Here is a 26,775-nt window from a genome sequence, read left to right on the forward strand (position 1 = left end):
TCACAGGCCGAAGGTGACCGACAGGCGCGCCTGGCGCGGTGCACCGGCGAACAGGTAGTAATCGCCATAGCTGCTGCCGGTGTCACGCCAGTAGAAGCGGTCGAATACGTTGTCCACCGACAGCGTCCAGGTCACCGGATGCTCGCGCAGCGCGTGCTGGAAGCGCACACCGGCATCGAACACCGAATACGAGGGTGCCTTGACGCTGCCATCCACCGTGGCCGCATTGGACGAGGCATAGCGCCAGCCGCCACTCACCGCCAGGCCGGCCACGAACGGCAGGGCAAAGTCCACGTGCACGGCCGCACGCACCTTGGGCACGTTGACCAGCTGCTGGCCGTCGTAGAACGCGGTGCCGGCATCGCGCGCGCGCGCCTGCAGCACGCTGGCGCTGGCGTTCAGCGCCAGCCGCTCGGTGACCTGGCCATTGGCGGTCAGCTCCAGCCCGGTGTGGGCCTGGGTGCCTTCCTGCACGAAGGTGAAGCCGGCATCGCTGGCGTCCGGCTTGGCGTATTGGAACGGCTGGGTGGTGCGGAACACCGCCGCGCCCAGCATCAGGCCGTCGGTGGCGGCGTACTTGACCCCCAGCTCGCGCTGGCGCGACTGCATGGCCGGCAGGAAGGTGCTGCCGTTGGAGGTCCAGAACGGCGCTTCCTGGCCCAGCGACAGGCCTTCCACGTAGCTGGCGTACACGTTCAGCTGTTCGGTGGCCTGCCACACCAGTGCGGTCTGCGGCAGGAACTGCGACAGCCGGCTGTGCCGTTCCGGGGTGCCGCGCTTGTCGTAGGCGCGCTCATCCAGGCGCACGTAGCGGCCGCCGGCCAGCCACTGCCAGTCATCGCCGACGTGCATGCGGTCCAGCGCGAACACCGCGCGCTGCCAGCTGTCCAGGCGCCGCGCGGACGGGCCCGGCTGCAGCGGCGAGGGATCGAACACGGGTACCTGCGCATCGCCGATGTTGGCCGTGCCCACGTACTCGTTGACGTTCTGGCGCTTGTCCACGGTGCGGTGGAACGCGCTCAGCCCCACCGACAGTTCGTGTTCCACCGCGCCGGTGCTGAAGCGGCCGCGCAGTTCGCCGCGTGCCTCCTCATTGCGGCGCACATCGTCGGGGCTGCGGTAATCGTAGATGTCGTAGTCGCCGTTGGGCGCGAAGTAGTTGCCCGGTACGCTGCCATCGGCGCAGCCAGCAGCGTAGTAGCAGCCGTACGCAAAGGCGACGTTGTCCTGGATCACCGAACGGCTGTGGCCCACCGACACGCGCGACTGCCAGGCCGGGCTGAAGTCGTAGGTATGCAGCGCGGTGAGGTTGGTGCTGTCGATGCCCACCGGCTGCTGCCACGGCTGGTGGCCCAGCATGAGGCTGCGGTCCACGCCGCGCGGCAGTTCGCTGCCGCCCAGCAGCTGGTAACCGGACGCCGAACGCTGCGCGCTGGTCTGGTAGTTGGCATCCACTTCCAGCTTGCCGTGTTCGCCGATCAGCCAGTCGGCGGCCAGCGAATAGAAGTTGCGGCGGCCGTCGGCATGCTCGATGTAGGACGAGGTGTCATCCCAGGCCGCGTTGAATCGCAGCCCGAAGCGCGGGGTAAGCCAACCGCCCAGGTCCACCGCCGCGTAGCGCGAGCCTTCCGAATCGGTGGCCAGGGTGATGTTGCGCACATCGGCGGGACGCTTGCCGACGTAGTTGATGATCCCGCCCGGTGCCATCACGCCAGCGGCCAACCCGGCCTCACCCTTGAGGATTTCCACCTGCTGCACGTTTTCCAGCGCCAGCCGCTGTTCGCCGGCGATGGACAGCCCGTTGAAGCGGTAGCCGGTGGCCGGGTCCAGCGCGAAACCGCGGATGGCGATGTTCTGGTAATAGCCCACCGGTGCGTAGCTGTCGCCCAGCGACGCGTCGTGCCGGGCCAGCTCGGACAGGGTGCGTACCTGCAGGCGGTCCAGCAAGGCGCTGTCGAGCACGTTGACCGAGGCCGGGGTGTTCTTCCAGTCGGCGCTGCCGAAGCTGCTCGAGGGCGCCAGCGGCGCGGCGGGCTTGCGCGCCTGTACGCGGATGCCGGCCAGGTCGGTGGGCGAGCGCACGCCTGCGGCGCTGTCGGCGTCACTGGCGTACAGCGGCAGGGCGGCGCAGAGGGCGGCGGTCAACAGCGTGAGGCGGTAGCAGCGGTTCATTCGATTCGTCATCAGCCAGAGGAGACGAAGCGACGGCGCGCAGGCGCACCAGCCCGCAATGGGGGATGCGCTCGCTGCTCAAGCTCCCTACGCCGGTGCAAACCGGATCAGGTTCCAAGGGACTCTCTCAGCCTGGCAACGCCAGGCACCCCCGCTTCAGTGGTTAGTTTCACACCAATCGGCCGCCGTTGCGACCCCGGTGGTTCAGGCAGCGGCGTGCAGGGCATCCAGCAGGGCCCGGCCCGGGCGGCTGGCGAACCAGTCGGCATGGCCCAGCAGGAACGTGTGGTACGCCACGTCGGCGTTGGCCGGGGAGCCGGTAACCCCTTGGAAGTACTCCACTTCCGAAAGGGCGAAGTCCAGGTGCACCACCGGCAGCAGGTCGGCCAGCAGGTGCACCTGGGCGGCCCCCAGCGGCCGTACCTGGCGGTAGCCGGTCAGCAGCGCCAGCGCGATATCGGCATGCGCCACCGGGCCATCGCCGCCTGCATCCAGCCAGGCGATGGCATTGCGCTCGATCGCGGTGGCCAGGTCGAACAGGGCACTGGTCGGCGAGGCCAGGCCGAAATCGAACACGGTGGCGATCGACGCCGTGGCGCCCTGCCCGTGCCAGAGCAGGTTGGAAACGTGCCAGTCGTTGTGTCCCCACAGCACCGGCTCGGCGGCCAGGCGCTCGCCCAGGGCCGCGTGCCAGGGCAGCACCGCGCGCTGCAGGTCGTGTTCCCACTGCTGGCGCGACAGGTAGCTGGCCAGCCCCGGTCGGTCGGGCAGCTCACGCTTCAGCAGTGAAAGCGGATCATGGGCGCGGATCAGGTCATCGCGCGCCACCAGCAGGTGCGTGCTGCGCTGGGGCGCGGGGTAGCTGGCCGATGCAAGGTGCAGGCGGGCCAGCATCGCCCCGGCAGTGCGCGCCTGCGCGGCATCGCCGAGCGGTGTCCAGGAGGGGCTGTCGCGATACAGGTCATGGCCATCACCCTGCGCGTGCAGTTCGTAGGTCCAGTCGCCATGGGCGATCGCGGTGGCGCCATCGCAGGCCTGCAGCACCTGCACGACCGGGAGTCCGGCAGCGGCCAGGTGCGCGATGAAACGGTGCTCTTCGGCCAGCACGTCGGCCGTGCGCACGCTGCGATGGTGGCGTTTGATGAAGCAGCGCCGTGGTCCGCACTCCACCAGCGCGGCCGCTGAAAACGGTCGCGGGCTGTGCCACACCACGTGGCAGTCGCCCTCAAGCGCCGGATGCTGCCCGCGCAGCCAGGCAAGTTCGGCGTCGTCGATTGCAGGCCAATCTGCGGCGACGTCATCGTTGTCCAGGCCTTGCACGCGGTGATCGGTGTTCGTCATTGAAACGGAAGTGTCGGCAAACAGGGCATGGATCGGTGACGCACCTTCAGAAGCGGTGGATCTTGATGTAATCGAACAGATCGGCGTCATTGTCCAGGCCAAGCTTGAGCATGGCATCGCCTTTCTGCCGGCTGATGGTGCTCACGCTCTTGTGCAGTTTCGCGGCGATTTCCTTCACGATAAGGCCGCTGCCCAGCAGGCGCAGGACTTCCACCTCACGGGGCGACAGCGCGCGCGCGCGATCGTCGCCCATGCCCTCCGTGCCGATCTTGTCGATGCGTTTTTTCAGGGTCCGGCTGACATACGGCTGGCCGCGGTGCACGGTCTGGATCGCCACCGGCAGTTCTTCCATCGACGAGGTCTTGTCGACCAGCCCGAGCACGCCGGTTCCAACCACCATGCGCAGGATCGCCAGGTTGTTGGAGACGCTCAGCATCAGCACCGGCAGGTCCGGATAGTGACGGCGGACCTGGCCGATCATGGCAAAACCGTCAGGCTGGCCGCCGCCGGGCATGGAGTAATCGGTGACCAGCACGTCGCACTCCTTGACCTTGAGCACGGCCAAAAGCTCATCCACGCTGCTGGCTTCGGCCACCACGTGGCCCACGCCACTGGATTCGATCACGGATTTGGTGCCGATGCGGACCACCGGGTGGTCGTCGGCGATGATTATGCGCAAGCTCATGGAATAGTATGGCCGTTAAGGCAGCGGCCCCTCGGGGCACGTCGCGGTGGGCGGATCACTCCTGGGAGAACTGACAGCATGCGTACCTCGGTTGTCCGCTGGCTGGTCGTGCTGGGCCTGGTGATCGCGCTGGGCGCCATCGCGGCTCCGGCGCCTGCACCGTCGCTGTCACCGCGCCAGGCTGAATGGATCGACCGGAACCCTACCATCTTACTGGGGCTGTACGACAGCGGCTGGCCACCATTCGAATTCATGCACAACGGCCGCCCCGACGGACTCGGCTACGACTACCTGATGTTGTTGACCCGGCAGCTCGGCGTGCGGGTGAAGGTGCGGGTGTATCGCGATTGGGCAGACGTGCTGGATGCGGCATGCCGGGGCGAGGTCGACGTGGTGATGAACATCACCCTCACCCCGGACCGCACCCGCTGCATGGTCTACACCGGCTCCTACGCCGACGCGCCGTTGGCCCTGGTGGGCCGGGTGGGCGATACCCGGACCTCAAGCGACCCGGACCTGGCCGGGCTGCGCGTGGTCACCGAGCAGGAATTCCTCACCAGCAACCAGGTGCGTTCACGCTTCCCCGCCGCCCGCCAGGTGACTGCGCCCAATACCCGGGCCGCGCTGGCGATGGTGGCCCAGGGCAAGGCCGATGTGTACATCGGCAATGCGCACGTCGCCAGCACCCTGATCCGCGAGCAGGACATTGACGGTATCGCCCTGCTGCGGCCCAGCGACCTGCCGCCCGAGCGCCTCCACTTCGGCGTGCCCAATGCCCGCCAGCCGCTGGCCGAAGCGCTCGACAGCGCGCTGTCCACCGTGACCGCCGCGCAGCGCGAGGCGCTGTACAAGCGCTGGCTGCCGCCACTGCAGTGGTCGGCGCAGTCGCGGCTGATCCTGGGCGAGGCCGAACGCCGCATCCTGGCCACCCCGTTGCGCATGGGCTATGCGCCGAACGGGGCGCCGCTGTCGTTCATCGATGCGGCCGGCGAACCCAGCGGGGTGGCCGGCGATTACCTGCGCCAGCTGCGCATGGTCGGGGCACAGTTGAACCGCGTGCCCGCGCACGACTGGTTCGAGGTGCGCGAGCAGATGCGCCGCGGCGATGTCGATGTGGTGATGGGCATGCCGAACGATGCGCATTACCTGGGCGATGACTGGGTCTTCAGCCAGCCCTTCATCAGCGTGCCCAACGTGATCGTCACCCCGAACAACAGCCGTTCGGTACTGGGGCTGGGCGACCTGGACGGGCGCAGCATCCTGCTCTCCGACCCCGAGCGCCTGCGCGGCTACATCCTCCAGTACGCGCCCAAGGCGCGCATCGTGCCGGCGCGCGGCGTGGAGCAGGCACTGTCGCGACTGGCCAATGGCGACGCCGATGCCTACGTGGGCAACCTGGCGATGGTCGACCGCGTGGTTCGCGAGGTGTATCCGGCCAAGCTGCACGTGGCCGCGCCGGCGGGCTTCAGCGACCAGCTGTCGCTGGCCGTCAAACGCCAGTACGCGCCGCTGGCCACCACCTTCGACCGGGTACTGGCCAACCTCACCCCACGCGAGCACGCCGCCATCCGGGGCGACTGGCTGCTGGCCGAATACCGCACCGGGCTGGACTGGCGCTCGGTCGCGCGCTGGGCGGTGCCGCTGTCGCTGGTGCTGCTCACCGGCATCATCGTGCATGGCTGGGGCTACTGGCGGCTGCGCCGCGAGGTCGGCATGCGGCGCCGGCTGGAACAGCGGCTGGTGGAAGTGACCGACAACCTGCCGGCGATCGTCTACCAGGCGCGCCGTGACAGCGATGGCCGGGTAACGTTCCCCTACATCACCGGCGACCTGCAGTCGATGTTCGGGGTCAGCACCGCCGAAGTGGTCGCTGATGAAACCCGCCTGGTCGACCAGATCGACCCGCGCGACCGCGAGGCGGTCAACCGCGCGCTGCACGACGCCGCGCGCGATTTCTCCGCGCTGGACATGGAGTTCCGCACCAGCCCGCACGGCGCGGTGCGCTGGGTGCGTACCCGCGCACTGCCGTATGCCGCCGAACACGGCGTGGTGCTGTGGAGCGGTTACTGGGTGGATGTGACCGAAGCGCGCGCACAGGCCGATGCGTTGGCCGCCGCCAAGTCCGACGCCGAACGGGCCACCGCGGCCAAATCCAACTTCCTGGCCACCATGAGCCACGAAATCCGCACGCCGATGAGTGGCGTGCTGGGCATGGTTGAAGCGCTGTCGCATACCGACCTGGATGGCGAGCAGCGGCGCATCATCGCGGTCATCGAGGATTCGGCGCAGATGCTGCGGCAGATCCTGGATGACATCCTCGACTACTCGCGCATCGAAGCCGGCGCGTTGCCGCTGGAACCGCAGCCGGTAATGCTGCGCAGCCTGCTCGACAACGTGCAGCAGCTGCTGTCGCCACAGGCCTCCAGCAAGAACCTTTCGCTCAGCCTGGAGGTCGATCCCGCCGTCGCCCACCAGCACCTGGTCGATGGCATGCGGCTGCGCCAGATCGTGTTCAACCTGCTCAGCAACGCCATCAAGTTTACCAACGAAGGCGCGGTGACCATCTCATTGAGCGTGGAGCGCGATGATGAGATGGCGCAGGCGTTGCGGCTGACGGTGGCCGACACCGGTATCGGCATTTCACCCGAGCAGCGCGAGCGGCTGTTCAAACCGTTTGCCCAGGCCGATGTGGCGATCACCCGCCACTACGGGGGCACCGGGTTGGGCCTGAGCATCTGCCAGCGCCTGGTGGGGTTGATGCGCGGGCGACTGGAGATGCACAGCGTGCCGGGCGAGGGCACGCGCGTGGAGGTGCTGTTGAGCCTGCCGCTGGTGCCCGGCGAGGAAACCGTGCGTGACGAGCAGCGCCCCGGCGGCGACGTCGACCCGCTGCCGCCGGGCCAGGCACGGCGCCGGGTGCTGGTGGTGGAAGACCATCCCACCAACCAGGCCCTGATGCGCTGGCGGCTGCAGCAGCTGGGGCTGCAGCATGAGCTGGCGGTGGATGGCGAAGCCGCGCTGGCGTTGCTGGCATCCTCGCATTTCGACCTGGTCATCACCGATTGCCGCATGCCGGTGATGGACGGCTACACGCTGACCCGGCGCATCCGCGAGCGCGAACGTGGCAGGGGCCAGCGCATGCCGGTGCTGGCGCTCACCGCCAGCGCGCTGGCCGAAGACGTGCAGCGCTGCCGCGAAGCCGGCATGGATGACCTGCTGGCCAAGCCGGTGGCGCTGGCCACGCTGCGCCAGGCGCTGCGCCGCTGGCTGCCCTCGGACGACGCGGACGACGCCGCGCGCGAAGCTACGCCGCCGGTGGAAGCCGCGCCTGCGGCGGCGCCCACGCGCGCGGCGATCGTGCGCCGCTTCGGTTCCGAACACGTGGCCACGGTGCTGATCGACAGCATGCGCCAGGCCACCGCCGACGACCTGCAGCGCGGCTGGGAAGCGCGCGACATGGGCGACAGCAACACCGCGGTGGAGGTGCTGCATCGCATTGTCGGTGGGCTGGGCACGCTGGGCGCCGAAGCACTGGCCACCCAGGCGCGCGACCTGATGCAGCGGATTCCAGAACACGGCCTGGCGGCCAGCGCCGACGACATCCGCGCGTTCGAGGACGCCTTGCAGGTGTACCTGGCCAGCCTGGACGAATCGTAGGGACACCCCATGGGTGTCCGCGCGGTGCCTGATCAAAGCGCAGACACCCACGGGGTGTCGCTACGGCTGTTCCTTCAGGTATTCGATGACCAGCCGCCGGCGCTCCGGATCCGCCGTCGCATTGACCATCCTGGAGCCCGGCACCACGGTGGCCGGTGAGCGCAGGAACGCGTCCAGGGTCTGCTCGGTCCAGACCAGGTCGGCGCGCTGCATCGCAGGCGAGTAGGGATAGCCGGCCACGCTGCCCGCGCGGCGCCCCAGCACACCGTGCAGGTTGGGACCGAAGCGGTGCACGCCGCCGGCAGTGACCGTGTGGCAGCCACCGCAGATCGCGAACGCACGCTGGCGTTCCTGCTGCCGCGCCTGCTCGGGCGTCTGCGGCGTACGTGCGCACGCGCCCAGCAGCAGGCAGCACAGCAGCACCAGCAACCGGCGCGGCAGCCGCATCACATCGCCGGGTAGTTCGGCCCGCCGCCACCTTGCGGAGTAACCCACACGATGTTCTGGGTGGGGTCCTTGATGTCGCAGGTCTTGCAGTGCACGCAGTTCTGCGCGTTGATCTGCAGCTGCTCGTGGCCTTCGCTGCCGACGAATTCGTACACCCCGGCCGGGCAGTAGCGCGCTTCCGGCCCGGCGTACTCGGCCAGGTTGACCCGCACCGGCACGCTCGCGTCCTTGAGGGTCAGGTGCGAAGGCTGGTCTTCTTCGTGGTTGGTGCTGCTCAGGAACACCGAGCTGAGCCGGTCGAAGGTGAGCACGTTGTCCGGCTTGGGGTACACGATCCTGGTGTGCTGCGATGCCGGTTCCAGGCACTCGTGGTCGGCCTTGCTGTGGCGCAGCGTCCACGGCGGGTTGCGGATGCCCAGCTTGGGCAGCAGCCACTGCTCGATACCGGTCATCAGCGTGGCCACGCTGCGGCCCTTCTTGAACCACTGCTTGAAGTTCTTGGACTGCTTCAGCTCATCGTGCAACCAGCTGCTTTCGAACGCGGCCGGGTAGGCGCTGAGCTCGTCGCGCTGGCGATCGGCCGCCAGCGCGTCGAAGGCGGCATCGGCGGCCAGCATGCCGGTCTTGATCGCCGCGTGGCTGCCCTTGATCCGGCTGGCATTGAGGTAGCCGGCTTCGCAGCCGACCAGCGCGCCGCCGGGGAACACGGTCTTGGGCAGGGACAACAGGCCACCGGCGGTGATCGCACGCGCGCCGTAGGCGATGCGCTTGCCGCCTTCAAGGTGCTTGCGGATCGACGGGTGCGTCTTGAAGCGCTGGAACTCCTCGAACGGGCTCATCCACGGGTTGCGGTAATCCAGCCCGACCACGAAGCCCACTGCGACCTTGCCGCCGTCGGCGTGGTACAGGAACGAACCACCGTAGGTATCGCTGTCCAGCGGCCAGCCGGCGGTGTGCACCACCAGGCCCGGCTCATGCTTGGCCGGGTCGATCTGCCACAGCTCCTTGATGCCGATCCCGTACGCCTGCGGGTCCTTGCCGGCGTCGAGCTGGAAGCGGGCGATCAGCTGGCGGCCCAGGTGGCCGCGCGAGCCTTCGGCGAAGATCGTGTACTTGGCATGCAGTTCCATGCCGCGTTCGAAGTTGGGTCCGTGCGAGCCATCCTTGCGGATGCCCATGTCGCCGGTGGCCACGCCCATCACCGCGCCGTTCTCGTCGTACAGCACTTCGGCGGCGGCAAAGCCGGGGAAGATCGCCACTTCCAGCGCTTCGGCCTGCTGCGCCAGCCAGCGGGTGACCTCGCCCAGGCTGATGATGTAGTTGCCTTCGTTGTGGAAGCACTCCGGCAGCAGCGCATGCGGCGTGCTGCGCGCGCCCTCCGGGCTGAGGAACAGGAATTCGTCGCGGGTGACCTTCTGCTTCAGCGGCGCGCCGCGTTCGGCCCAGTCCGGGAACAGTTCGGTCAGCGCGCGGGTATCCATGATCGCGCCGGAGAGGATGTGCGCGCCGGGTTCGGAGCCCTTTTCCAGCACGCACACCGACAGCTCGCGGCCGGCCTCGATGGCGCGCTGGCGCAGGCGGATCGCGGTGGCCAGGCCGGCAGGGCCGGCGCCGACGATCACCACGTCGAATTCCATGGCTTCACGCGGGGGCAGGGCAGTGGTCTCTTCGCTCATGGGGGTGCGTAACTCGTGGGTAGTGCCGTCCCGGCCGGAGCCGGCGGCGGTTGCCTGGGAATCGCGCGCGACGTGTCACTGCGCAATGCTGGATCAAGCCATCAGGGTAGCGGCACGCGGCGTTTCCGCCTAGTTCGCCGACATTCGCTGTCATATGGTGCGCCGCATCAATCCAGCACGGGCGGTGATCGTACGGGGATTGCGGGCAGCACGTGGGTCGGCCGCGCGGCGGCCGTCAGCTCGCGGCCCCGAACGCCGCGTGATACTCCACCTCTGCATCTGGACACCCGCCGTGCAGCTGCAGCGCCTGGAAATACGCCGCCGGCACCCCGGGGAACCGCAGGCGCGGTTCGGCCCGGAACCCGAACCGGCCGTAATACGCCGGATCCCCCAGCAGCACGCAACCGGCCGCACCACGCGCCCGCAGCGCCTCCACTGCTGCCCGCATCAACGCGCTCCCCACACCCTGCCCCTGCCGCCCCGGTGCCACCGAAATCGGCCCCAGCCCATACCAGCCCGGGCTGCCATCACTGAGCTGCACCTTTGACAGCGCCACATGCCCGACGATGCCATCGGCGTCTTCGGCCACCAGGGAGACCGCCAGCGCACCGGCACGGCGCAGCGCATCCACGATGTACTGCTCGGTGTGGCTGCTGTGCGGCGCATCGACGAACGCTGCGCGGGTGAGGGCATGAATGGCGTCGGCCTCGCCGGGACGCTCGCTGCGGATCTGCATGGGCGGAGATCTCTGCGGGAGGAGGTCGCCATTGTACCGGCGTGGTGCGGCGTCCCTTGGCCGGTCCCGGGCCAGGCATCACAATGGAGGTCCTGCTACTGCCCCCGATGTCGCCGCCCATGGCCCTCAATCCGTACGATCTGTTCGATGTCCGCTCGCTGCTCACCGAAGAGGAGCGCGCAGTGCAGGCCACGGTGGCGCGTTTCACCGACGAACGCGTGCTGCCGATCATCGGCGACGCGTTTGACGAGGGCCGCTTCCCGGATGAACTCATTCCCGAAATCGCCTCGCTTGGCCTGCTCGGCTCCAGCCTGCCGGAACAATACGGCGGTGGCGGCCTCAACGCGGTCAGCTACGGCCTGATCTGCCAGGAACTGGAACGCGGTGACTCGGGCCTGCGCAGTTTCGTTTCGGTGCAGAGCTCGCTGTGCATGTACCCGATCTTCGCCTACGGCAGCGAAGAACAGCGCCTGCGCTGGTTGCCGGACATGGCGGCCGGCCGGGTGATCGGCTGCTTCGGCCTGACCGAAGCCCACGGCGGTTCCGACCCGGCCGCGATGAAGACCCGCGCGGTGCGCGATGGCGGCGACTGGGTGATCAACGGCAGCAAGATGTGGATCACCAGCGGCCCGGTGGCCGATATCGCCATCGTCTGGGCGCATACCGAAGACGGCATCCAGGGGTTCGTGCTGGAAAAGGGCATGGCCGGGTTCACCACCCAGGAAATCAAGCACAAGATGAGCCTGCGCGCCTCGCTCACCGGCGCGCTGTTCTTCGACAACGTGCGCGTGCCCGAGCGCAACCGGCTGCCCAACGTGCAGGGCCTGAAAGGCCCGCTGGGCTGCCTCAACCAGGCCCGCTACGGCATCAGCTGGGGCCCGATCGGCGCGGCCGTGGCCTGCCTGGACGAGGCGTTGAACTACACCAAGGAACGCGTGTTGTTCGGGCGCCCGGTGGCGGCTACCCAGAGTGCCCAGATCAAACTCGCCGACATGGCCCGGCGCATCACCACCGCGCAGCTGCTGTCACTGCAGCTGGGGCGGTTGAAGGATGCCGGCCAGTTGCAGCCGCAGCAGGTCAGCCTGGCCAAGTGGAACAACTGCCGCATGGCGATCGACATCGCCCGGGAGTGCCGCGACCTGCTCGGCGGCGCTGGCATCACCACCGAACACGTGGCGATCCGGCATGCGCTGAACCTGGAATCGGTGATCACCTACGAGGGCACCGAAACCGTGCACCAGCTGGTGATCGGGCGCGAGTTGACGGGGATCAACGCGTTCTGATGCACCGCGATGGACACGCATGGCGTGTCCCTACGAATCCGCGCGACCAAGGGTCGTAGTGACACGCCATGCGTGTCAGCGCCATGATCCTGCGCAGGTAACCCACGCAGCGCGCCATTACGCGCCGCCGACAAACCCGCTCTGGCGCCACGCTTCGTACATCACCACGGCGACCGTGTTGGACAGGTTGAGGCTGCGGTTGTCCGGCTGCATCGGCAGGCGCAGGCGGCGGCCGTGCGGCAACGCATCCAGCACGTCCTGCGGCAGGCCACGGGTTTCCGGGCCGAACAGAAACGCATCGCCGTCTTCGAACTGCTGGGTGTCATAACGCACGCTGCCGCGGATACTCAGGGCGAACAGGCGCTTGGGCGCGATCACCTGCAGGGCGGTATCCAGGTCCGGATGCACCTGCAGTCGAGCGTATTCGTGGTAATCCAGGCCGGCGCGCTTGAGCTGCTTGTCGCTCAGGTCGAAACCGAGCGGCTCGATCAGGTGCAGTCGCGCGCCGGTGTTGGCGCAGAGCCGGATCACATTGCCGGTATTCGGGGGAATTTCCGGCTGGAACAACACAACATGGAACGTAGGGTTGGCGGTCATTCGTGCATTTTACGCCGCGACCCCCTGGCAGGTATCGACCGTCGGTCGATACCTGCGGTTACGGACGAACCAGGACCGATGCGGTTTCAACCGCGAAGGCCTGCAGATCGTTCGGCGACGGGCGCACCTGCAGGGTCGGCAGGTTGATGATCACATCGCGGGCGATCGTGCCGGCGGCCGAGGCCAGGGCACCCATGTAATCGGTGCTGCGGGTGTCCTGCTCGGCAGCCAGGGCTTCGCGCTGTTCGGCGGTCGGGCGGACCTCAACGGCGGCCAGGGTGGTGACGCGCTGGCTGCTGGCCAGTTCGGCACGGTATTCGGCGATCTGGCCGGCGGTCGGACGGACTTCCACCATCGCCAGGGTCGGGATGCTGCTGGTGCGTTCGACTTCAGCCTGGGCCAGCTGGTCGGCGGCGGGGCGGACCTGCACGGTCGGCAGGGTGGTGATGGCGGAAGCGGCATGCACGTTCGAAACAAACGCGGAGCCGGCAGCGAGGGCGATGGCAATTGCGATGGTCTTGGTGTTCATGACGGGGCCTGTTTAGTGTTGGTGAGCAGTGGTGTGGTAGTAAGGTAGTACACCGAATCTGGGAGTGCAAGAGAAATTTCCAGATTCCGTGTTGTGTTCAGCGATCAGTCAGCTTTGGTTTGATCGCGTCCTTTCCGCACTTGGGTATAAGCAGGCCCCGTGCCAACTTTTAGTTGTTGATTTGAAAGGGTTTTGTCGGATGCACAGAGTGTCCGCTGTCCGGACACCTGTCCGATCCAAGGCTGCGCGACTGTCCGGACAGGGGTTCAGGTGGCGGCAGAAGGCGCCGTGGCGGTCAGCGGCGCGCCCGGAAAGTTCCCTGACAAAGGGAGTGACTGTTGGCCGATGCCTTTACCCGTAGTCCCGGGCTAGCATCCCCCTTCACTTTCATGACCAAGGAAACGGAATGACCTCCCAACTTCGACCGCGTGCCGCGCTGCTGGCTGTAGCGCTTTCCGCCGCCCTGGGCAGCTTCGCCCCGGCCCCGGTGATGGCAAGGCCGGCACAGGTCGCCAAGGTCGACATTCCGTTTGAAGAGTTCACCCTGCCCAACGGCCTGCGCGTGGTGGTGCACACCGACCGCAAGGCGCCGATCGTGGCGGTGAACATCTGGTACCACGTGGGCAGCAAGGACGAACCGGCCGGCCGCACCGGCTTTGCGCACCTGTTCGAACACCTGATGTTCCAGGGCAGCGAAAACCACGCCGGCGAATACTTCGAACCGTTCAAGCAGGTCGGCGTGACCGGCCAGAACGGCACCACCAACACCGACCGCACCAACTACTTCGAGAACGTCCCCACCACCGCGCTGGACATGGCGCTGTGGATGGAATCGGACCGCATGGGCCACCTGCTCGGCGCGATCGACCAGGCTGCGCTCGACGAACAGCGCGGCGTGGTGCAGAACGAAAAGCGCCAGGGCGAGAACCAGCCTTACGGGCAGGTGTGGGACAAGCTCACCCGCTCCATGTACCCCGAAGGCCACCCGTACCACCACGGCGTGATCGGGTCGATGAACGACCTCAACGCGGCCTCGCTGGACGACGTCAAGAACTGGTTCCGCACCTGGTACGGCCCCAACAACGCGGTGCTGGTGCTGGCCGGTGATATCGACGTGGCCACCGCCAAGGAAAAGGTCGCCCGTTACTTCGGCGACATCCCGGCCGGCCCGAGCATGGCCCAGCCGGCGGTCAACGTGGCCAAGCGCGAGAAGTCCACGCGCGAAACCATGACCGACAAGGTGCCGCAGGCGCGCATCTACCGCGTCTGGAACGTCGCCCAGACCGGCACCACCGACATCGACCAGCTGCAGCTGTTCGCGCAGGTGTTGGGCGGCGCCAAGTCCTCGCGCCTGGACCAGCGCCTGCTGCACCAGGACAAGCTGGTGGACAACATCAGCGCCGGTGCTTACACCTCGCAGCTGGGGTCCAACTTCGTGATCATGGCCACCGTCAAGCAGGGCGTGGACCCGGCCAAGGTCGAAGCGATCATCGATGAGGAAGTGCGCCGCCTGGTCAAGGACGGCCCCACCGCCGATGAGCTGAGCCGCGGCAAGACCGCGTTCCGCGCCGGCTTCATCCGTGGCATCGAACGCATCGGCGGGTTCGGCGGCAAGGCCGACGCGCTGGCCGAGTGCGCCGTGTTCGAAGGCGACCCGGGCTGCTTCCGCCGTTCGCTGGCCAACATCGACGCCGCCAGCGCCGCCGACGTGCGCGCGGCCGGTGCCAAGTGGCTGGGCGCGGGCGACCACACCCTGGTGGTGGAACCGGGCGCGCGCGTGGCGCTGCCGGAACTGCCGTCGGCCACCCCCAAGCCGTTCACCGTGCCGGGCGTGGACCCCAGGTTCAGCACCGGCCCGACCGTGGTGGACCGCAGCACCGGCGTGCCGCAGACCAAGAGCTTCCCGGAACTGAAGTTCCCGCAGCTGCACCGCGCCACGCTGAAGAACGGCACGCAGGTGATCCTGGCCGAGCGCCATGACATTCCGGTGGTGCAGTTCAGCTATGAATTCCCCGGTGGTTTCACCGCCGACCAGGGCCGCAAGTCCGGCACCGCCAACTTCACCATGGACCTGATGGGCGAGGGCGCCGGCAAGCTGGGCGCACTGCCGTTCGCCGATGCGGCCGACGCACTGGGCGCCAGCCTGGGTGCATCGGCCACCCTGGACAGCGCCGCCGTGTACCTGTCGGCGCTGAAGGAAAACCTGGCCCCGTCGCTGGCCCTGTACGCGGACATGCTGCGCCAGCCGCGCTTCGACCAGGCCGAGATCGACCGGGTCAAGGCCACCTGGATCGCCGGCATCCAGCAGGAGAAGGTCAACCCGAACGCCTCGGCCATGCGGGTGCTGCCCACCCTGCTGTATGGGGCTGGCCATCCGTACGCCATTCCGTTCACCGGCAGCGGCAACGAAGCCGACATCCAGTCGCTGACCCGCGCCGACCTGGTCGACTTCCACCGCGATTGGCTGCGCCCGGAGCAGGGCACCCTGATCGTGGTCGGTGACACCACCCTGAAGGAAATCGTGCCGCTGCTGGAGCGCCAGCTTGGCGACTGGAAGAGCAGCACCCCGGCGCCGCAGGCCAAGGCGCCGGTGGATGTCGCGCGCCCGGCCAAGGCCCGCGTGTACTTGATCGACCAGCCCGGCGCGGTGCAGGCCAACCTGTTCGCCGGCCAGGTGGTGCCCTCCACCATGGACGCCGGTGCCACGCGCTTCGACATCGCCAACGGCGTGCTCGGCGGCGACTTCACCTCTCGCCTGAACATGAACCTGCGCGAGGAGAAGCACTGGTCCTACGGTGCCCGCACCATGGCCAGCAGCACCCTGGGCCAGCGCCCGTGGATGGCCGTGGCCCCGGTCCAGATCGACAAGACCGCCGAGGCGATGAAGGAGATGCAGAAGGAAATCGCCGATTTCGCCTCCGGTGCCGAAACCATCACGCCGGCCGAGGTTACCCGCATCCGCAACATCCAGAACCTGAGCCTGCCGGGCGCCTACGAGACCGCCAGCGCGGTGATGGGCACCATCAGCGGCATCGTCCGCTACCAGCGCCCGGACGACTACGTGTTCAAGCGCAAGGCCGAGATCGAAGCGATGACCCCGGCCCAGGTGCAGCAGGCCGCCGCCACGCTGGATCCAAAAACCCTGACCTGGGTGGTGGTGGGCGACCTGAAGCAGACCGAAGCCCCGGTGCGCGCGCTGAACCTGGGCGAGGTGACCATCATCGATGCCGATGGCAAGCCGGTGAAATAAGGGCGCCGGGCCCGGCCTGGCCATACCCCCGTAGCGCCGGGTCCTGCCCGGCTGCCCGGGGGCTGTGCACCCGCGATTCAGCCTGTTCAGGCAGAATCGCCCCAATGACCTTCACGAGCGTCCCCACCATGCGCCTTCTGCTGCTTTCCGTTCTGACCCTCAGCGCCACTGCCTGCACCTGGGTGCCGATCGAACCGGTGGGCAAGACCGTCCGCGTGCTGCCGTCCGGCCCGGTGCCCACCGGCTGCGTCACCAAGGGCGAGGTGGTGGTCACCGTGAAGGACAAGGTCGGCTTCTACAACCGCAACCCGCTGCGGGTGCAGGAAGAGCTGGAAACCCTGGCCCGCAACGAGGCCCCCAGCGCCGGCGCGAATGCGGTCCAGGCGTCGGGCCTGCCGGCGGATGGCAGCCAGCGTTTTGCCGCCTTCCAGTGCCCGCCACGCTGAACCCGTCAGGTCCGGGCCGGAACCATACGCCCGGACGTGAATTCGTAAAGGTGCGGTGAAGGCGCAGGGGGCTTACAATAGCGCCCCCTTTGCCTGAGCCTTGGCGCTAACTGATGCTCTTCAAGAATGTATCGATCGCCGGCCTGGCGCACATCGACGCGCCGCACACGCTGACGTCCAAGGAAATCAACGAACGTCTGCAGCCGACGCTGGATCGCCTGGGCATCCGTACCGACGTGCTGGGCGATATCGCCGGCATCCACGCCCGCCGCCTGTGGGACGCGGACATGCTCGCCTCCGACGCCGCGACCCTGGCTGCCCGCAAGGCGCTGGACGACGCCGGCATCGGCGCTGACAAGATCGGCCTGCTGGTCAACACCTCGGTCAGCCGCGACTACCTGGAGCCGTCCACGGCCAGCATCGTCTCGGGCAACCTGGGCGTCAGCGACCAGTGCATGACCTTCGACGTCGCCAACGCCTGCCTGGCCTTCATCAACGGCATGGACATCGCCGCCCGCATGCTTGAACGCGGCGAGATCGACTATGCGCTGATCGTCGATGGCGAAACCGCCAACCTCGTCTACGAGAAGACCCTCGAGCGCATGGCCCTGCCGGGCGTGACCGCCGACGACTTCCGCAACGAGATGGCCGCCCTGACCCTGGGCTGTGGCGCTGCCGCCATGGTCATGGCACGCACCGAACTGGTGCCCGACGCGCCGCGCTACCGCGGTGGCGTGACCCGTTCGGCCACCGAGTGGAACCAGCTGTGCCGCGGCAACCTGGACCGCATGGTCACCGACACCCGCATGCTGCTGATCGAAGGCATCAAGCTGGCCCAGAAGACCTTCGTGGCCGCCCGCGAAGCACTGGGCTGGGCAGTGGAGGAACTGGACCAGTTCGTCATCCACCAGGTCAGCCAGCCGCACACCGCCGCCTTCATCAAGAACTTCGGCATCGACCCGAAGAAGGTGATGACCATCTTCGGTGAGCACGGCAACATCGGTCCGGCCTCGGTGCCGATCGTGCTGAGCAAGCTCAAGGAGCTGGGCCGCCTGAAGAAGGGCGACCGCATCGCGCTGCTCGGCATCGGTTCGGGCCTGAACTGCTCGATGGCCGAAGTGGTCTGGTAAACCGCCACTTCAGCGCCGCCGCGCGGTTCTTCCCATACTCGAGGGCCGGTTCTACCGGCCCTTTCCACAGGTGCGCTTCCATGCCCAAGCTTCCCGGTTATCCCGCCCATCCGCAGCGCTTCGAAGTCCGCCCCGGCCTGACGATGGGCTACCTCGACGAAGGCCCGCGCGATGGCGAGGTGGTGGTGATGGTCCACGGCAATCCGTCGTGGAGCTACTACTGGCGCACGCTGGTGGCCGGGCTGTCGGACCGCTACCGCTGCATCGTGCCCGACCACATCGGCATGGGCCTGTCGGACAAGCCCGATGACGCGCACTACGAGTACACCCTGCAGTCGCGCGTGGACGACCTGGACGCGCTGCTGGCGCACCTGGGCATCACCGGCCCGGTCACCCTGGCCGTGCACGACTGGGGCGGCATGATCGGCTTTGGCTGGGCGCTGTCGCACCATGCGCAGGTCAAGCGCCTGGTGGTGCTCAACACCGCCGCCTTCCCGATGCCGGCGGCCAAGCAGATGCCGTGGCAGATCGCGCTGGGCCGGCACTGGAAGATCGGCGAGTGGATCATCCGCACCTTCAACGCGTTCTCGTCCGGTGCCTCGTGGCTGGGCGTGGAGCGGAAGATGCCGGCGGACGTGCGCCGTGCCTATGTGTCGCCGTACAACAGCTACGCCAACCGGATCAGCACCATCCGCTTCATGCAGGACATTCCGCTGAGCCCGGCCGACAAGGCCTGGTCGCTGCTGGAACGCGCCGGCAAGGCGCTGCCGTCGTTTGCCGACCGCCCGGCCTTCATCGGCTGGGGCCTGCGCGATTTCGTGTTCGACCACCACTTCCTGGCAGGCTTCCAGGCGGCGCTGCCGCAGGCGCAGGTGCACGCGTTCGAGGACGCCGGGCATTACGTGCTGGAAGACAAGCACGAGGTGCTGGTGCCTCAGATCCGCGCGTTCCTGGACCGGAACCCGATTTGACGGGCGTGACGACCAACGGTCGTCACCTACCGAGGGTTGGCGTGGCGGGTGCAGGCGGTAGGTGACGACCGTTGGTCGTCACGCGCACGGGTCATGCCGCGTCGGGGTGGTCCGCGCCATCCCGCCAGGCCCAGCTCTCCAGGCTCAGCGCCGGCAGCCCATGGATCGCCCGCGCCTTGTCGCACTGCGGGCTGGCCTTGCCGAACTCCCACGACGCATCCACCTCGCGGCACACGCTGGGGCGGTTGGGGTGGATGCTGCAGCGTGAATACACCCCGATCTCCGCATCCAGCGCCACGCAGCGCACGGGCTTGGAATGGGTGCCGCGCATGCACAGGCGGTGCGGGTCGAGCGGCTCGGTCAGCTGGTGCGGCACGCCGCCGGGGGTGACCTCGTCCGATTCCATCCAGTGGAAGGCCACGCGGTACTGGGTGCAGCAGGCGCCGCACGTCATGCAGGGATGGGACATGGGCGTGCCGCCTCGGGCGGCAGGGGGATGGAAAGGCGAAGGGGGCGAATTTTCCACGCCTGCGGCCGCCGCGCAAGAATTTTCTGCAGCGGCGACAATGAACGGATGAACAGCCCGATCAACATCGCCGCGCGCCTGCCCGAACTGGCCCGCGAACGCCCCGACCAGATCGCCATCCGCTGCCCCGGCCGGCCCGGCCCCGGCGGCATGGCGCGCTATGACGTGACCCTCGATTACCGCACCCTGGACGCCCGCAGCGACGCCATGGCCGCCGGCCTGGCGGCCTACGGCATCGGCCGCGGCGTGCGCGCGGTGGTGATGGTGCGGCCCTCCCCGGAGTTCTTCCTGCTGATGTTCGCGCTGTTCAAGAACGGCGCGGTGCCGGTACTGGTTGACCCGGGCATCGACAAGCGCGCGCTGAAGCAGTGCCTGGACGAGGCCCAGCCGGAAGCCTTCATCGGCATCGGCCTGGCCCACGTGGCACGGCTGGTGCTGCGCTGGTGCCCGTCCGCCACGCGCCTGGTCACGGTCGGCCGCCGCTGGGGCTGGGGCGGCACCACCCTGGACCAGCTGGAAGCGCAGGGCGCACGCCAGCCGCAGCCGATGGCCGCCACCGATGGCGAGGATGTCGCCGCCATCCTGTTCACCAGCGGCTCCACCGGCGTGCCCAAGGGCGTGGTCTACCGCCACCGCCATTTCGTCGGCCAGGTGGACCTGCTGCGCTCGGCATTCGGCATGGAGGCCGGCGGGGTCGACCTGCCCACCTTCCCGCCGTTCGCGTTGTTCGACCCGGCGCTGGGGCTGACCTCGGTCATTCCGGACATGGACCCGACCCGCCCGGCCAAGGCCGACCCGCGCAGGCTGCACGACGCCATCGCCCGCTTCGGCGTGACCCAGCTGTTCGGCTCGCCCGCACTGATCCGGGTGCTGGCCGACCACGGCCAGCCGCTGCCCGGCGTGCGCCGGGTGACCTCGGCCGGCGCGCCGGTGCCGCCGGACGTGGTGGCCCGCATCCGCCGCCTGCTGCCCGACGATGCCCAGTTCTGGACCCCCTATGGCGCCACCGAGTGCCTGCCGGTGGCGGTGATCGAAGGCCGCGAGCTGGAAAGCACCCGCCAGGCCACCGAGGCCGGCGCCGGCACCTGCGTGGGCCGCGTGGTGGCGCCCAACGAAGTGCGCATCATCGCCATCGACGACGCCCCGCTGCCGCACTGGTCGCAGGCGCGCGAAGTGGCCCAGGGCGTGGTGGGTGAAATCACCGTGGCCGGCCCGACCGCCACCGACAGCTACTTCAACCGCCCGCAGGCCACCGCCGCGGCCAAGATCACCGAAACGCGCGCCGACGGCAGCAGCCGCGTGGTGCACCGCATGGGCGATGTCGGTTACTTCGATGCCGACGGCCGGTTGTGGTTCTGCGGGCGCAAGACCCAGCGCCTGGAGACCGCACACGGCCCGCTGTATACCGAACAGGTGGAGCCGGTATTCAACGCACTCGACGGCATCGCGCGGACCGCGCTGGTCGGCGTGGGCCCCGCTGGCCGGCAGCTGCCGGTGCTCTGCTATGAACTGCAGCCGGGCAGCGCCGATTCGCCGGCCCTGCAGCAGCGGTTGCGCGATGAAGCGGCCGCGCATGCCGGCACGCTGCGTATCGAACGCTTCCTGCTGCACCCCGGCTTCCCGGTCGATATCCGTCACAACGCCAAGATCGGCCGCGAGAAGCTCGCGGCCTGGGCGGCAACCCGAATGGAACAACCCGCATGAAGATCCTTGTCACCGGTGGTGGTGGTTTCCTCGGCCAGGCGCTGTGCCGTGGCCTGGTCGCGCGCGGCCACGAGGTCCTGAGTTTCAACCGCGGCGATTACCCGCCGCTGGCCGCGATGGGCGTGGGCCAGATCCGCGGCGACCTGGCCGACGCCGACGCCGTGCGCCACGCGGTGGCCGGGGTGGATGCGGTGTTCCACAACGGCGCCAAGGCCGGTGCTTGGGGCAGCTATGAGAGCTACCACCGGGCCAACGTGGTCGGCACCGACAACGTCATCGCCGCCTGCCGCAGCCACGGCGTGCGCACGCTGGTGTACACCTCCACGCCCAGCGTCACCCACCGCGCCACCCACCCGGTGGAAGGGCTGGGCGCCGATGAAGTGCCCTATGGCGAGAACTTCCAGGCCCCGTACGCGGCGACCAAGACCATCGCCGAGCAGCACGTGCTGGCCGCCAACGACGCCACCCTGGCCACCGTCGCACTGCGCCCGCGCCTGATCTGGGGCCCGGGCGACCAGCAGCTGGTGCCGCGCCTGGCCGAACGCGCGCGCGCCGGCCGCCTGCGCTTCGTTGGCGATGGCAGCAACCTGGTCGACACCACCTACATCGACAATGCCGCGCTGGCCCACTTCCTGGCCTTCGAACACCTGGCCCCGGGCGCGGCGTGCGCCGGCAAGGCGTACTTCATCTCCAACGGCGAACCGCTGCCGATGCGCGAGCTGCTCAACAAGCTGATGGCGGCCGTGGGCGCGCCGCCGGTGGAGAAATCGATCAGCTTCAAGACCGCTTACCGCATCGGCGCGGTGGCCGAACGGCTGTGGCCGCTGCTGCGCCTGCGCGGCGAGCCGCCGATGACCCGCTTCCTCGCCGAGCAGCTGTGCACGCCGCACTGGTACAGCATGGAACCGGCGCGGCGCGACTTCGGCTACGTGCCGCAGGTCAGCATTGACGAAGGGCTCACGAGGCTGAAGGCTTCATCGCGCGGCGAGGAATCCATCACTTCCTGAACACCGGGGGTTGGTGAAGATGGCAGCACGCCAATCCGGCACGCACGACGCGAGGATCGACATGCTGCACTACGCCGTAATCTTTTTTGTCATCGCCATCATTGCGGCGGTGCTCGGCTTCTCCGGCATCGCCGGCGCTGCCAGCAACATTGCCTGGATCCTGTTTGTGGTGTTCCTGATCCTGGCCATCATTTCGATGTTCCGTAAGCGAGGGTAGTAGCGCAGGGTCCTGCGCGCCCCCTCTCTCCGGGCAACCAGGATCCAGCGCAGTCTCCGACGGCCTGGCGCTCGCAAGAGCGCCGGGCCGTCGTTGCTTCAGGTGCCGGTGATCGAACTGCGAAGCGCGCGCTCGCTGGCGTGCCGTTCCAGCGCCAGCTCCAGCAGCCGGGTGATCAGCGCGGTGTAATCCAGTCCGCTGGCCGCCCACAGCTTGGGATACATGCTGATCCGGGTGAAGCCGGGCAGGGTGTTGATCTCGTTGATGACCACCTCCCCACCGCGGGTGAGGAACACATCCACCCGCGCCAGCCCCGCGCAGTCCAACGCCTGGTAGGCGCGCACCGCGATCTCGCGGATGCGCTGCTGGTCGGCTGCGCTGATGTCGGCCGGCACCACCACATCGGCGCCGTTTTCGCTGATGTATTTGGTGTCGTACGAATAGAACTCGTCGTGCACCACCACCTCGCCGCACACGCTCGCCTCGGGCGACGCGTTGCCCAGCACCGCGCATTCGATCTCGCGGCCGTCGATGGCCGCTTCCACAAGTGCCTTGTGGTCGTAATCCAGTGCCAATGCCAGCGCGTCCTGGAACTCCTGCGCCGTGCGCACCTTGCTCACGCCCACCGACGAGCCCTGGTTGGCGGGTTTGACGAACAGGGGGCTGCCCAGCCGGGCGGTCAGCGCGGCGTAGTCGGCTGCGCCTGCGGTGGCCCGGTTGAAGCAGGCGAACGGTGCCACGGCCAGCCCGGCATCGCGCAGCAGGCGCTTGGCCACATCCTTGTCCATCGCCACCGCCGAGCCCAGCACGCCCGAGCCCACGAAGGGCAGGTTGGCCATGCGCAGCAGCCCCTGCAGCGAGCCGTCCTCGCCCAGCGTGCCGTGCACGATCGGGAATACCACGTCGATCTGGGCCAGCGCGGCCGCCGGGGTGGCCGGCACCAGCTGCTGGCGTTCGGCGCCGGGCAGCACCGCCACGCCCTGGCCGGAACGGTTCAGCGCGATCCGCGCCGGGTCGTCGGCGTGCAGCAGGAACCCGTCCGGGTCGCTCACATGCCACTGTCCCTGCTTGTCGATGCCGATCAGGGTGACCTCGAAACGCTCCTTGTCCAGCGCGTCCAGGATGTTTTTCGCCGACTGCAGCGAGACCTCGTGTTCGGCCGAACGGCCACCGAAAATGATGCCAACCCGGATCCTGCCCATGCTGCTGCCGCTCCTGCCATGCGTGTGAGGGATATTGTAGAGCCACGCCCTGCGTGGCTGGAGCGGCCGACGATGGTTCAGCCACGCGGGGCGTGGCTCTACGCATCAAGGCGGCGGGTACAATGACGCAATGGCACGCTCCCTGCTCTCTTCCCTCAAGCCCCTGGCCGGCAATGCGCTGCAGCTCGCGCTCAACCGCACCCTGGCGCTGGACCCCGATACCCGCCGCGCGCTGGTCGCGCTGGATGGCCGCCACATCGCCCTGACCCTGGAATCGCCCGCGCTGGCGATGCGGATCGGTGTCGAGGGCGAACGCCTTACGGTGGGCCCGGTGGACCCGCAGCAGGAACCGGACCTGGCCGTGCGCAGCACGTTGGGCGGGGTGCTGGCACAGCTGCCGTTCCTGGCCAATGCACGCCGCGGCGGCGACGCCCCGGCCGGGCGGGTCAAAGTGTCCGGCGATGCCGAACTGGCGCGCCGCCTGCAGCAGCTGGCCAGCCGCTTCGATCCGGACTGGCAGCAGCCGTTCGTGCGGGTGTTCGGCGAAGTGCTGGGTGTGCAGATCGCCAATGCCCTGCGTTCGGCCCTGCAGCATGCGCGCCGTGGCGCGTCCGACCTGGCGCACAGCGCCGCCGATTTTGTCACCGAGGAGTCGCGCGACGTGGTAGCCCGAGCCGAACTGGATGCCTTCCATGACGATGTGGATGTGATGCGCGACGACGTCGAGCGCATCGCCGCCCGCGTGCAGCGCCTTGCCCAGGTGCGCGCATGAAGGCGGTGTTCCGGGCAAGCCGTATCGGTCGGGTGATCCTGCGCTACCGCCTCGACGACCTGCTCGAAGGCACCCCGCTGGAAGGCTGGCTGCGCCTGGCCAAGCCGTTCGTGCCGCGCGCCTCGGCCGACATCGCCGTGCAGTCGCGGGGCGCGCGCCTGCGCCTGGCGCTGCAGGACTTGGGCCCGATCTTCGTCAAGTTCGGGCAGATCCTGTCCACCCGCCGCGACCTGATCCCGGCCGACATCGCCAACGAACTCACCCTGCTGCAGGACCGGGTCAAACCGTTCGATGGCGCCACCGCGCAGCGCATCGTGGAAGCCGCGCTTGGCCGCCCGGTCAGTGAGGCGTTCGCTACTTTCGAGCTGGAACCGCTGGCCTCGGCCTCGATCGCCCAGGTGCACGCCGCCACGCTGGCCGATGGCCGCCAGGTGGTGGTCAAGGTGCTGCGCCCGGATATTGAAAAGCAGATCGACGCCGACATCGCGCTGCTCAAATCGGCCGCCGCGCTGGTCGAACGCACCCACCCGCGCGCCGACAAGATCCGCCCGCGCGAAGTGGTGGCCGAAGTCGAAAACACCCTTGCCGCCGAGCTGGACCTGCAGCGCGAAGGCGCCAATGCCAGCGTCCTGCGCCGCAACTGGGTGGACTCGGACGACCTGTACGTGCCCGAGGTGGTCTGGAGCCACACCGCCGAACGCGCGCTCACCCTGGAACGGGTGTGGGGCATCCCGTCGGATGACATCGCTGCGCTGGACAAGGCCGGGATCGACCGCAAGGCGCTCGCGGCCAAGGGCGTGCGCGTGTTCTACACGCAGGTGTTCCGCGACAACTTCTTCCACGCCGACGCGCACGCCGGCAACATCTGGGTCGATGTCGATCCGGCGCGCCGCGACAACCCGCGCTTCATCGCGCTGGATTTCGGCATCATGGGCCAGCTGTCCGAGGAAGATCAGTACTACCTGGCCGAGAACTTCATGGCCATCTTCAACAAGGACTACCGGCGCATGGCCGAGCTCCATGTCGAAGCCGGCTGGATGCCCAACAACGTGCGCATCGATGAACTCGAAGCCGCCGCGCGTTCGGTATGCGAACCGTACTTCACCCGCCCGCTGTCGCAGATCTCGCTGGCCGAAGTACTGATCAAGCTGTTCCGCGTGGCCCAGCGTTACGAACTTACCCTGCAGCCGCAGCTGATCCTGCTGCAGAAGACCCTGCTCAACATTGAAGGCGTGGGCCGCCAGCTGGATCCGGAACTGGATATCTGGGCGGTGGCACGGCCGGTGCTGGAACGCATCCTGCGCGAACGCTACAGCCCGCGCCGCGTGTTCAAGGAACTGCGCAAGCGCCTGCCGGAAATCATGACCCACACCCCCGACATGCCGCGCCTGGTGCACGCCTGGCTGCGCCAGCAGGTGGAAGGCGGGCATGAGCTGTCCATGCGCTCGCAGGACCTGGTGGCACTCAACAGCAACCTGCAGAAGCTGCAGAAGCGCGCCGTGGCCGCCATTGCCGGCGTCGGCCTGCTGATCGTGGCGGCGGTGCTGTACGGCATGCAGCCGGGCGGCTGGTACTTCGGCGATGCGCCGGTGTGGAGCTGGGTGAGCGGGGCAGCAGGGTTGTTCTCGCTTGCCAGCGCCTGGTGGCGCCGGTGACCGCTATCGAGATGTGCGCCGACGCCACGGTCGAGGCGCCGGTGGCGCTGCCGCCGCTGCAGCTGCTGCACGTGGACGAGCGCCTGGCCGTGGTCAACAAGCCGGCCGGGCTGATGGTCCATGACAGCAAGCTGGCCCGGGGCGAAGATGATTTCCTCGCCGACCGCCTGCGCGAGCAGCTGGGCAAGCCGATCTTCCTGGTGCACCGCCTCGACCGCGCCACCAGCGGCTGCCTGCTGCTGGCCTTCGACCGCGAAAGCGCCAGCGTACTGGGCAAATCGCTGATGGGCGGCGATGTCACCAAGGATTACCTGGCCATCTGCCGTGGCTGGCCGGCCGAAGAAGCGTTCACGGTCGACCACGACCTGGATGGCGGCCCCGGCAAGCCGGTGAAGAAGCCCGCCATCACCCATTTCCAGCGCGTGGCCGTAGGCGAGATCAGCGTGCCGGTGGGCGAGTTCGCCACCTCGCGCTACGCGCTGCTGCGCTGCCAGCCGCAGACCGGGCGCTTCCGCCAGATCCGCCGGCACCTCAAGCACCTCTCACATCACCTGATCGGCGACACCAGCCACGGCGATGGCCGCCACAACCGCAGCTTCCGCATGCAGGGAATCCACCGCATGCTGCTGCACGCCGAACGCCTGCGTTTCCCGCACCCGGACGGCACGCTGATGGATGTCAGCGCGCCGGTGGATGGCGAGTTCCGCAAGGCGATGGATCTGTTTGGCTGGTAACGCGTTGCGCGGGTCTCGGGCCGCGAGGACACGCATGG

At 68.2% G+C, this 26,775-nt stretch carries 22 protein-coding genes and 1 riboswitch; of the genes, 12 read left to right on the forward strand and 10 right to left on the reverse strand.

Translation table 11 applies throughout. The features are described from left to right. From AC06E7_RS07705 to AC06E7_RS07715, 3 genes are all read right to left on the reverse strand, one after another. Positions 1 to 2,172, reverse strand: coding sequence for a TonB-dependent receptor (locus AC06E7_RS07705; RefSeq protein WP_478063926.1), 2,172 nt, complete (start codon positions 2,170 to 2,172; stop codon positions 1 to 3). A 67-nt stretch (positions 2,173 to 2,239) separates the two neighbouring features. Continuing rightward, positions 2,240 to 2,335: riboswitch (TPP riboswitch) on the reverse strand. A 41-nt stretch (positions 2,336 to 2,376) separates the two neighbouring features. Continuing rightward, entirely contained in the window at positions 2,377 to 3,513 is a 1,137-nt protein-coding gene (locus tag AC06E7_RS07710; RefSeq protein ID WP_478063928.1) for a phosphotransferase enzyme family protein, read from the reverse strand. A gap of 46 nt (positions 3,514 to 3,559) precedes the next feature. Then, positions 3,560 to 4,198, reverse strand: coding sequence for a response regulator (locus tag AC06E7_RS07715; protein ID WP_068848316.1), 639 nt, complete (start codon positions 4,196 to 4,198; stop codon positions 3,560 to 3,562). A 78-nt stretch (positions 4,199 to 4,276) separates the two neighbouring features. Between AC06E7_RS07715 and AC06E7_RS07720 the strand changes: the two genes are divergently transcribed. Then, the gene (locus AC06E7_RS07720; RefSeq protein WP_478063930.1) at positions 4,277 to 7,855 is read left to right on the forward strand and encodes an ATP-binding protein; all 3,579 of its coding nucleotides are present in this window, start codon (positions 4,277 to 4,279) and stop codon (positions 7,853 to 7,855) included. Positions 7,856 to 7,915: 60 nt separating this feature from the next. On the opposite strand, the gene AC06E7_RS07725 is transcribed toward AC06E7_RS07720, so the two are convergent. The 3 genes from AC06E7_RS07725 to AC06E7_RS07735 form a co-directional block, all read right to left on the reverse strand. Next, complete coding sequence (locus AC06E7_RS07725; protein ID WP_068848320.1) at positions 7,916 to 8,302, reverse strand: c-type cytochrome; 387 nt, start codon at positions 8,300 to 8,302, stop codon at positions 7,916 to 7,918. Then, positions 8,302 to 9,978, reverse strand: coding sequence for an electron transfer flavoprotein-ubiquinone oxidoreductase (locus AC06E7_RS07730; protein ID WP_068848322.1), 1,677 nt, complete (start codon positions 9,976 to 9,978; stop codon positions 8,302 to 8,304). Before AC06E7_RS07730 ends, AC06E7_RS07725 begins: the two co-directional genes overlap by 1 nt. Before the next feature lie 235 nt (positions 9,979 to 10,213). Next, entirely contained in the window at positions 10,214 to 10,714 is a 501-nt protein-coding gene (locus tag AC06E7_RS07735) for a GNAT family N-acetyltransferase (protein ID WP_478063933.1), read from the reverse strand. A gap of 119 nt (positions 10,715 to 10,833) precedes the next feature. On the opposite strand from AC06E7_RS07735, the gene AC06E7_RS07740 reads away from it, so the two are divergent. Next, entirely contained in the window at positions 10,834 to 11,997 is a 1,164-nt protein-coding gene (locus AC06E7_RS07740) for an acyl-CoA dehydrogenase family protein (protein WP_068854495.1), read from the forward strand. A gap of 117 nt (positions 11,998 to 12,114) precedes the next feature. On the opposite strand, the gene trmL is transcribed toward AC06E7_RS07740, so the two are convergent. Together trmL and AC06E7_RS07750 are read right to left on the reverse strand one after the other, a co-directional pair. Next, a complete protein-coding gene (trmL, locus tag AC06E7_RS07745) occupies positions 12,115 to 12,594 on the reverse strand; it encodes a tRNA (uridine(34)/cytosine(34)/5-carboxymethylaminomethyluridine(34)-2'-O)-methyltransferase TrmL (RefSeq protein ID WP_478063935.1) in 480 nt (159 codons plus the stop codon). Positions 12,595 to 12,652: 58 nt separating this feature from the next. Then, positions 12,653 to 13,123 (reverse strand): XAC0231 family protein, encoded by a 471-nt coding sequence (locus AC06E7_RS07750; RefSeq protein ID WP_478063937.1) that lies wholly within the window; start codon positions 13,121 to 13,123, stop codon positions 12,653 to 12,655. 406 nt (positions 13,124 to 13,529) lie between these two features. Between AC06E7_RS07750 and AC06E7_RS07755 the strand changes: the two genes are divergently transcribed. The 4 genes from AC06E7_RS07755 (at position 13,530) to AC06E7_RS07770 (ending at position 18,920) form a co-directional block, all read left to right on the forward strand. Further along, on the forward strand, positions 13,530 to 16,373 hold the full coding sequence (locus tag AC06E7_RS07755; protein WP_478063939.1) for a M16 family metallopeptidase: 2,844 nt from the start codon (positions 13,530 to 13,532) through the stop codon (positions 16,371 to 16,373). A gap of 128 nt (positions 16,374 to 16,501) precedes the next feature. Next, positions 16,502 to 16,819 carry a DUF4156 domain-containing protein gene (locus AC06E7_RS07760; RefSeq protein WP_093535545.1) on the forward strand — a complete coding sequence of 106 codons (318 nt, stop codon included), beginning with the start codon at positions 16,502 to 16,504 and terminating at the stop codon, positions 16,817 to 16,819. Positions 16,820 to 16,932: 113 nt separating this feature from the next. Then, complete coding sequence (locus AC06E7_RS07765; protein ID WP_068848332.1) at positions 16,933 to 17,949, forward strand: 3-oxoacyl-ACP synthase III; 1,017 nt, start codon at positions 16,933 to 16,935, stop codon at positions 17,947 to 17,949. An 80-nt stretch (positions 17,950 to 18,029) separates the two neighbouring features. Beyond that, positions 18,030 to 18,920: an alpha/beta fold hydrolase gene (locus AC06E7_RS07770; protein WP_478063942.1), complete on the forward strand. Its 891-nt coding sequence runs from the start codon at positions 18,030 to 18,032 to the stop codon at positions 18,918 to 18,920. Between the two features lie 91 nt (positions 18,921 to 19,011). Here AC06E7_RS07770 and AC06E7_RS07775 read toward each other — a convergent pair whose 3' ends face one another. Continuing rightward, positions 19,012 to 19,389 carry a YkgJ family cysteine cluster protein gene (locus AC06E7_RS07775; RefSeq protein WP_068848335.1) on the reverse strand — a complete coding sequence of 126 codons (378 nt, stop codon included), beginning with the start codon at positions 19,387 to 19,389 and terminating at the stop codon, positions 19,012 to 19,014. 105 nt (positions 19,390 to 19,494) lie between these two features. Between AC06E7_RS07775 and oleC the strand changes: the two genes are divergently transcribed. The 3 genes from oleC (at position 19,495) to AC06E7_RS07790 (ending at position 22,374) form a co-directional block, all read left to right on the forward strand. Continuing rightward, a complete protein-coding gene (gene oleC / locus AC06E7_RS07780) occupies positions 19,495 to 21,150 on the forward strand; it encodes an olefin beta-lactone synthetase (protein WP_478063949.1) in 1,656 nt (551 codons plus the stop codon). Next, on the forward strand, positions 21,147 to 22,157 hold the full coding sequence (gene oleD, locus AC06E7_RS07785) for a 2-alkyl-3-oxoalkanoate reductase (RefSeq protein ID WP_210133008.1): 1,011 nt from the start codon (positions 21,147 to 21,149) through the stop codon (positions 22,155 to 22,157). Before oleC ends, oleD begins: the two co-directional genes overlap by 4 nt. Positions 22,158 to 22,218: 61 nt before the next feature. After that, positions 22,219 to 22,374, forward strand: a complete 156-nt coding sequence (locus tag AC06E7_RS07790) for a DUF1328 domain-containing protein (RefSeq protein WP_068854496.1) — start codon at positions 22,219 to 22,221, stop codon at positions 22,372 to 22,374. A 98-nt stretch (positions 22,375 to 22,472) separates the two neighbouring features. Here the strand turns inward: AC06E7_RS07790 and ddlA are convergent, their stop codons facing one another. Continuing rightward, positions 22,473 to 23,576: a D-alanine--D-alanine ligase gene (gene ddlA / locus AC06E7_RS07795; RefSeq protein WP_478063952.1), complete on the reverse strand. Its 1,104-nt coding sequence runs from the start codon at positions 23,574 to 23,576 to the stop codon at positions 22,473 to 22,475. 130 nt (positions 23,577 to 23,706) lie between these two features. On the opposite strand from ddlA, the gene AC06E7_RS07800 reads away from it, so the two are divergent. Genes AC06E7_RS07800 through AC06E7_RS07810 form a run of 3 tightly spaced genes read left to right on the forward strand, consistent with a single transcriptional unit; the run spans position 23,707 to position 26,737 of the window. Beyond that, entirely contained in the window at positions 23,707 to 24,348 is a 642-nt protein-coding gene (locus tag AC06E7_RS07800; protein ID WP_068848343.1) for a ubiquinone biosynthesis accessory factor UbiJ, read from the forward strand. After that, positions 24,345 to 26,003, forward strand: a complete 1,659-nt coding sequence (ubiB, locus tag AC06E7_RS07805; protein WP_478063954.1) for a ubiquinone biosynthesis regulatory protein kinase UbiB — start codon at positions 24,345 to 24,347, stop codon at positions 26,001 to 26,003. The genes AC06E7_RS07800 and ubiB overlap by 4 nt, the downstream gene beginning before the upstream one ends. Positions 26,004 to 26,014: 11 nt before the next feature. Beyond that, complete coding sequence (locus AC06E7_RS07810) at positions 26,015 to 26,737, forward strand: pseudouridine synthase (protein ID WP_217537716.1); 723 nt, start codon at positions 26,015 to 26,017, stop codon at positions 26,735 to 26,737. The last annotated feature ends 38 nt before the right edge of the window (positions 26,738 to 26,775 follow it).

This window comes from Stenotrophomonas sp. Steno-Z4, from assembly GCF_056393145.1.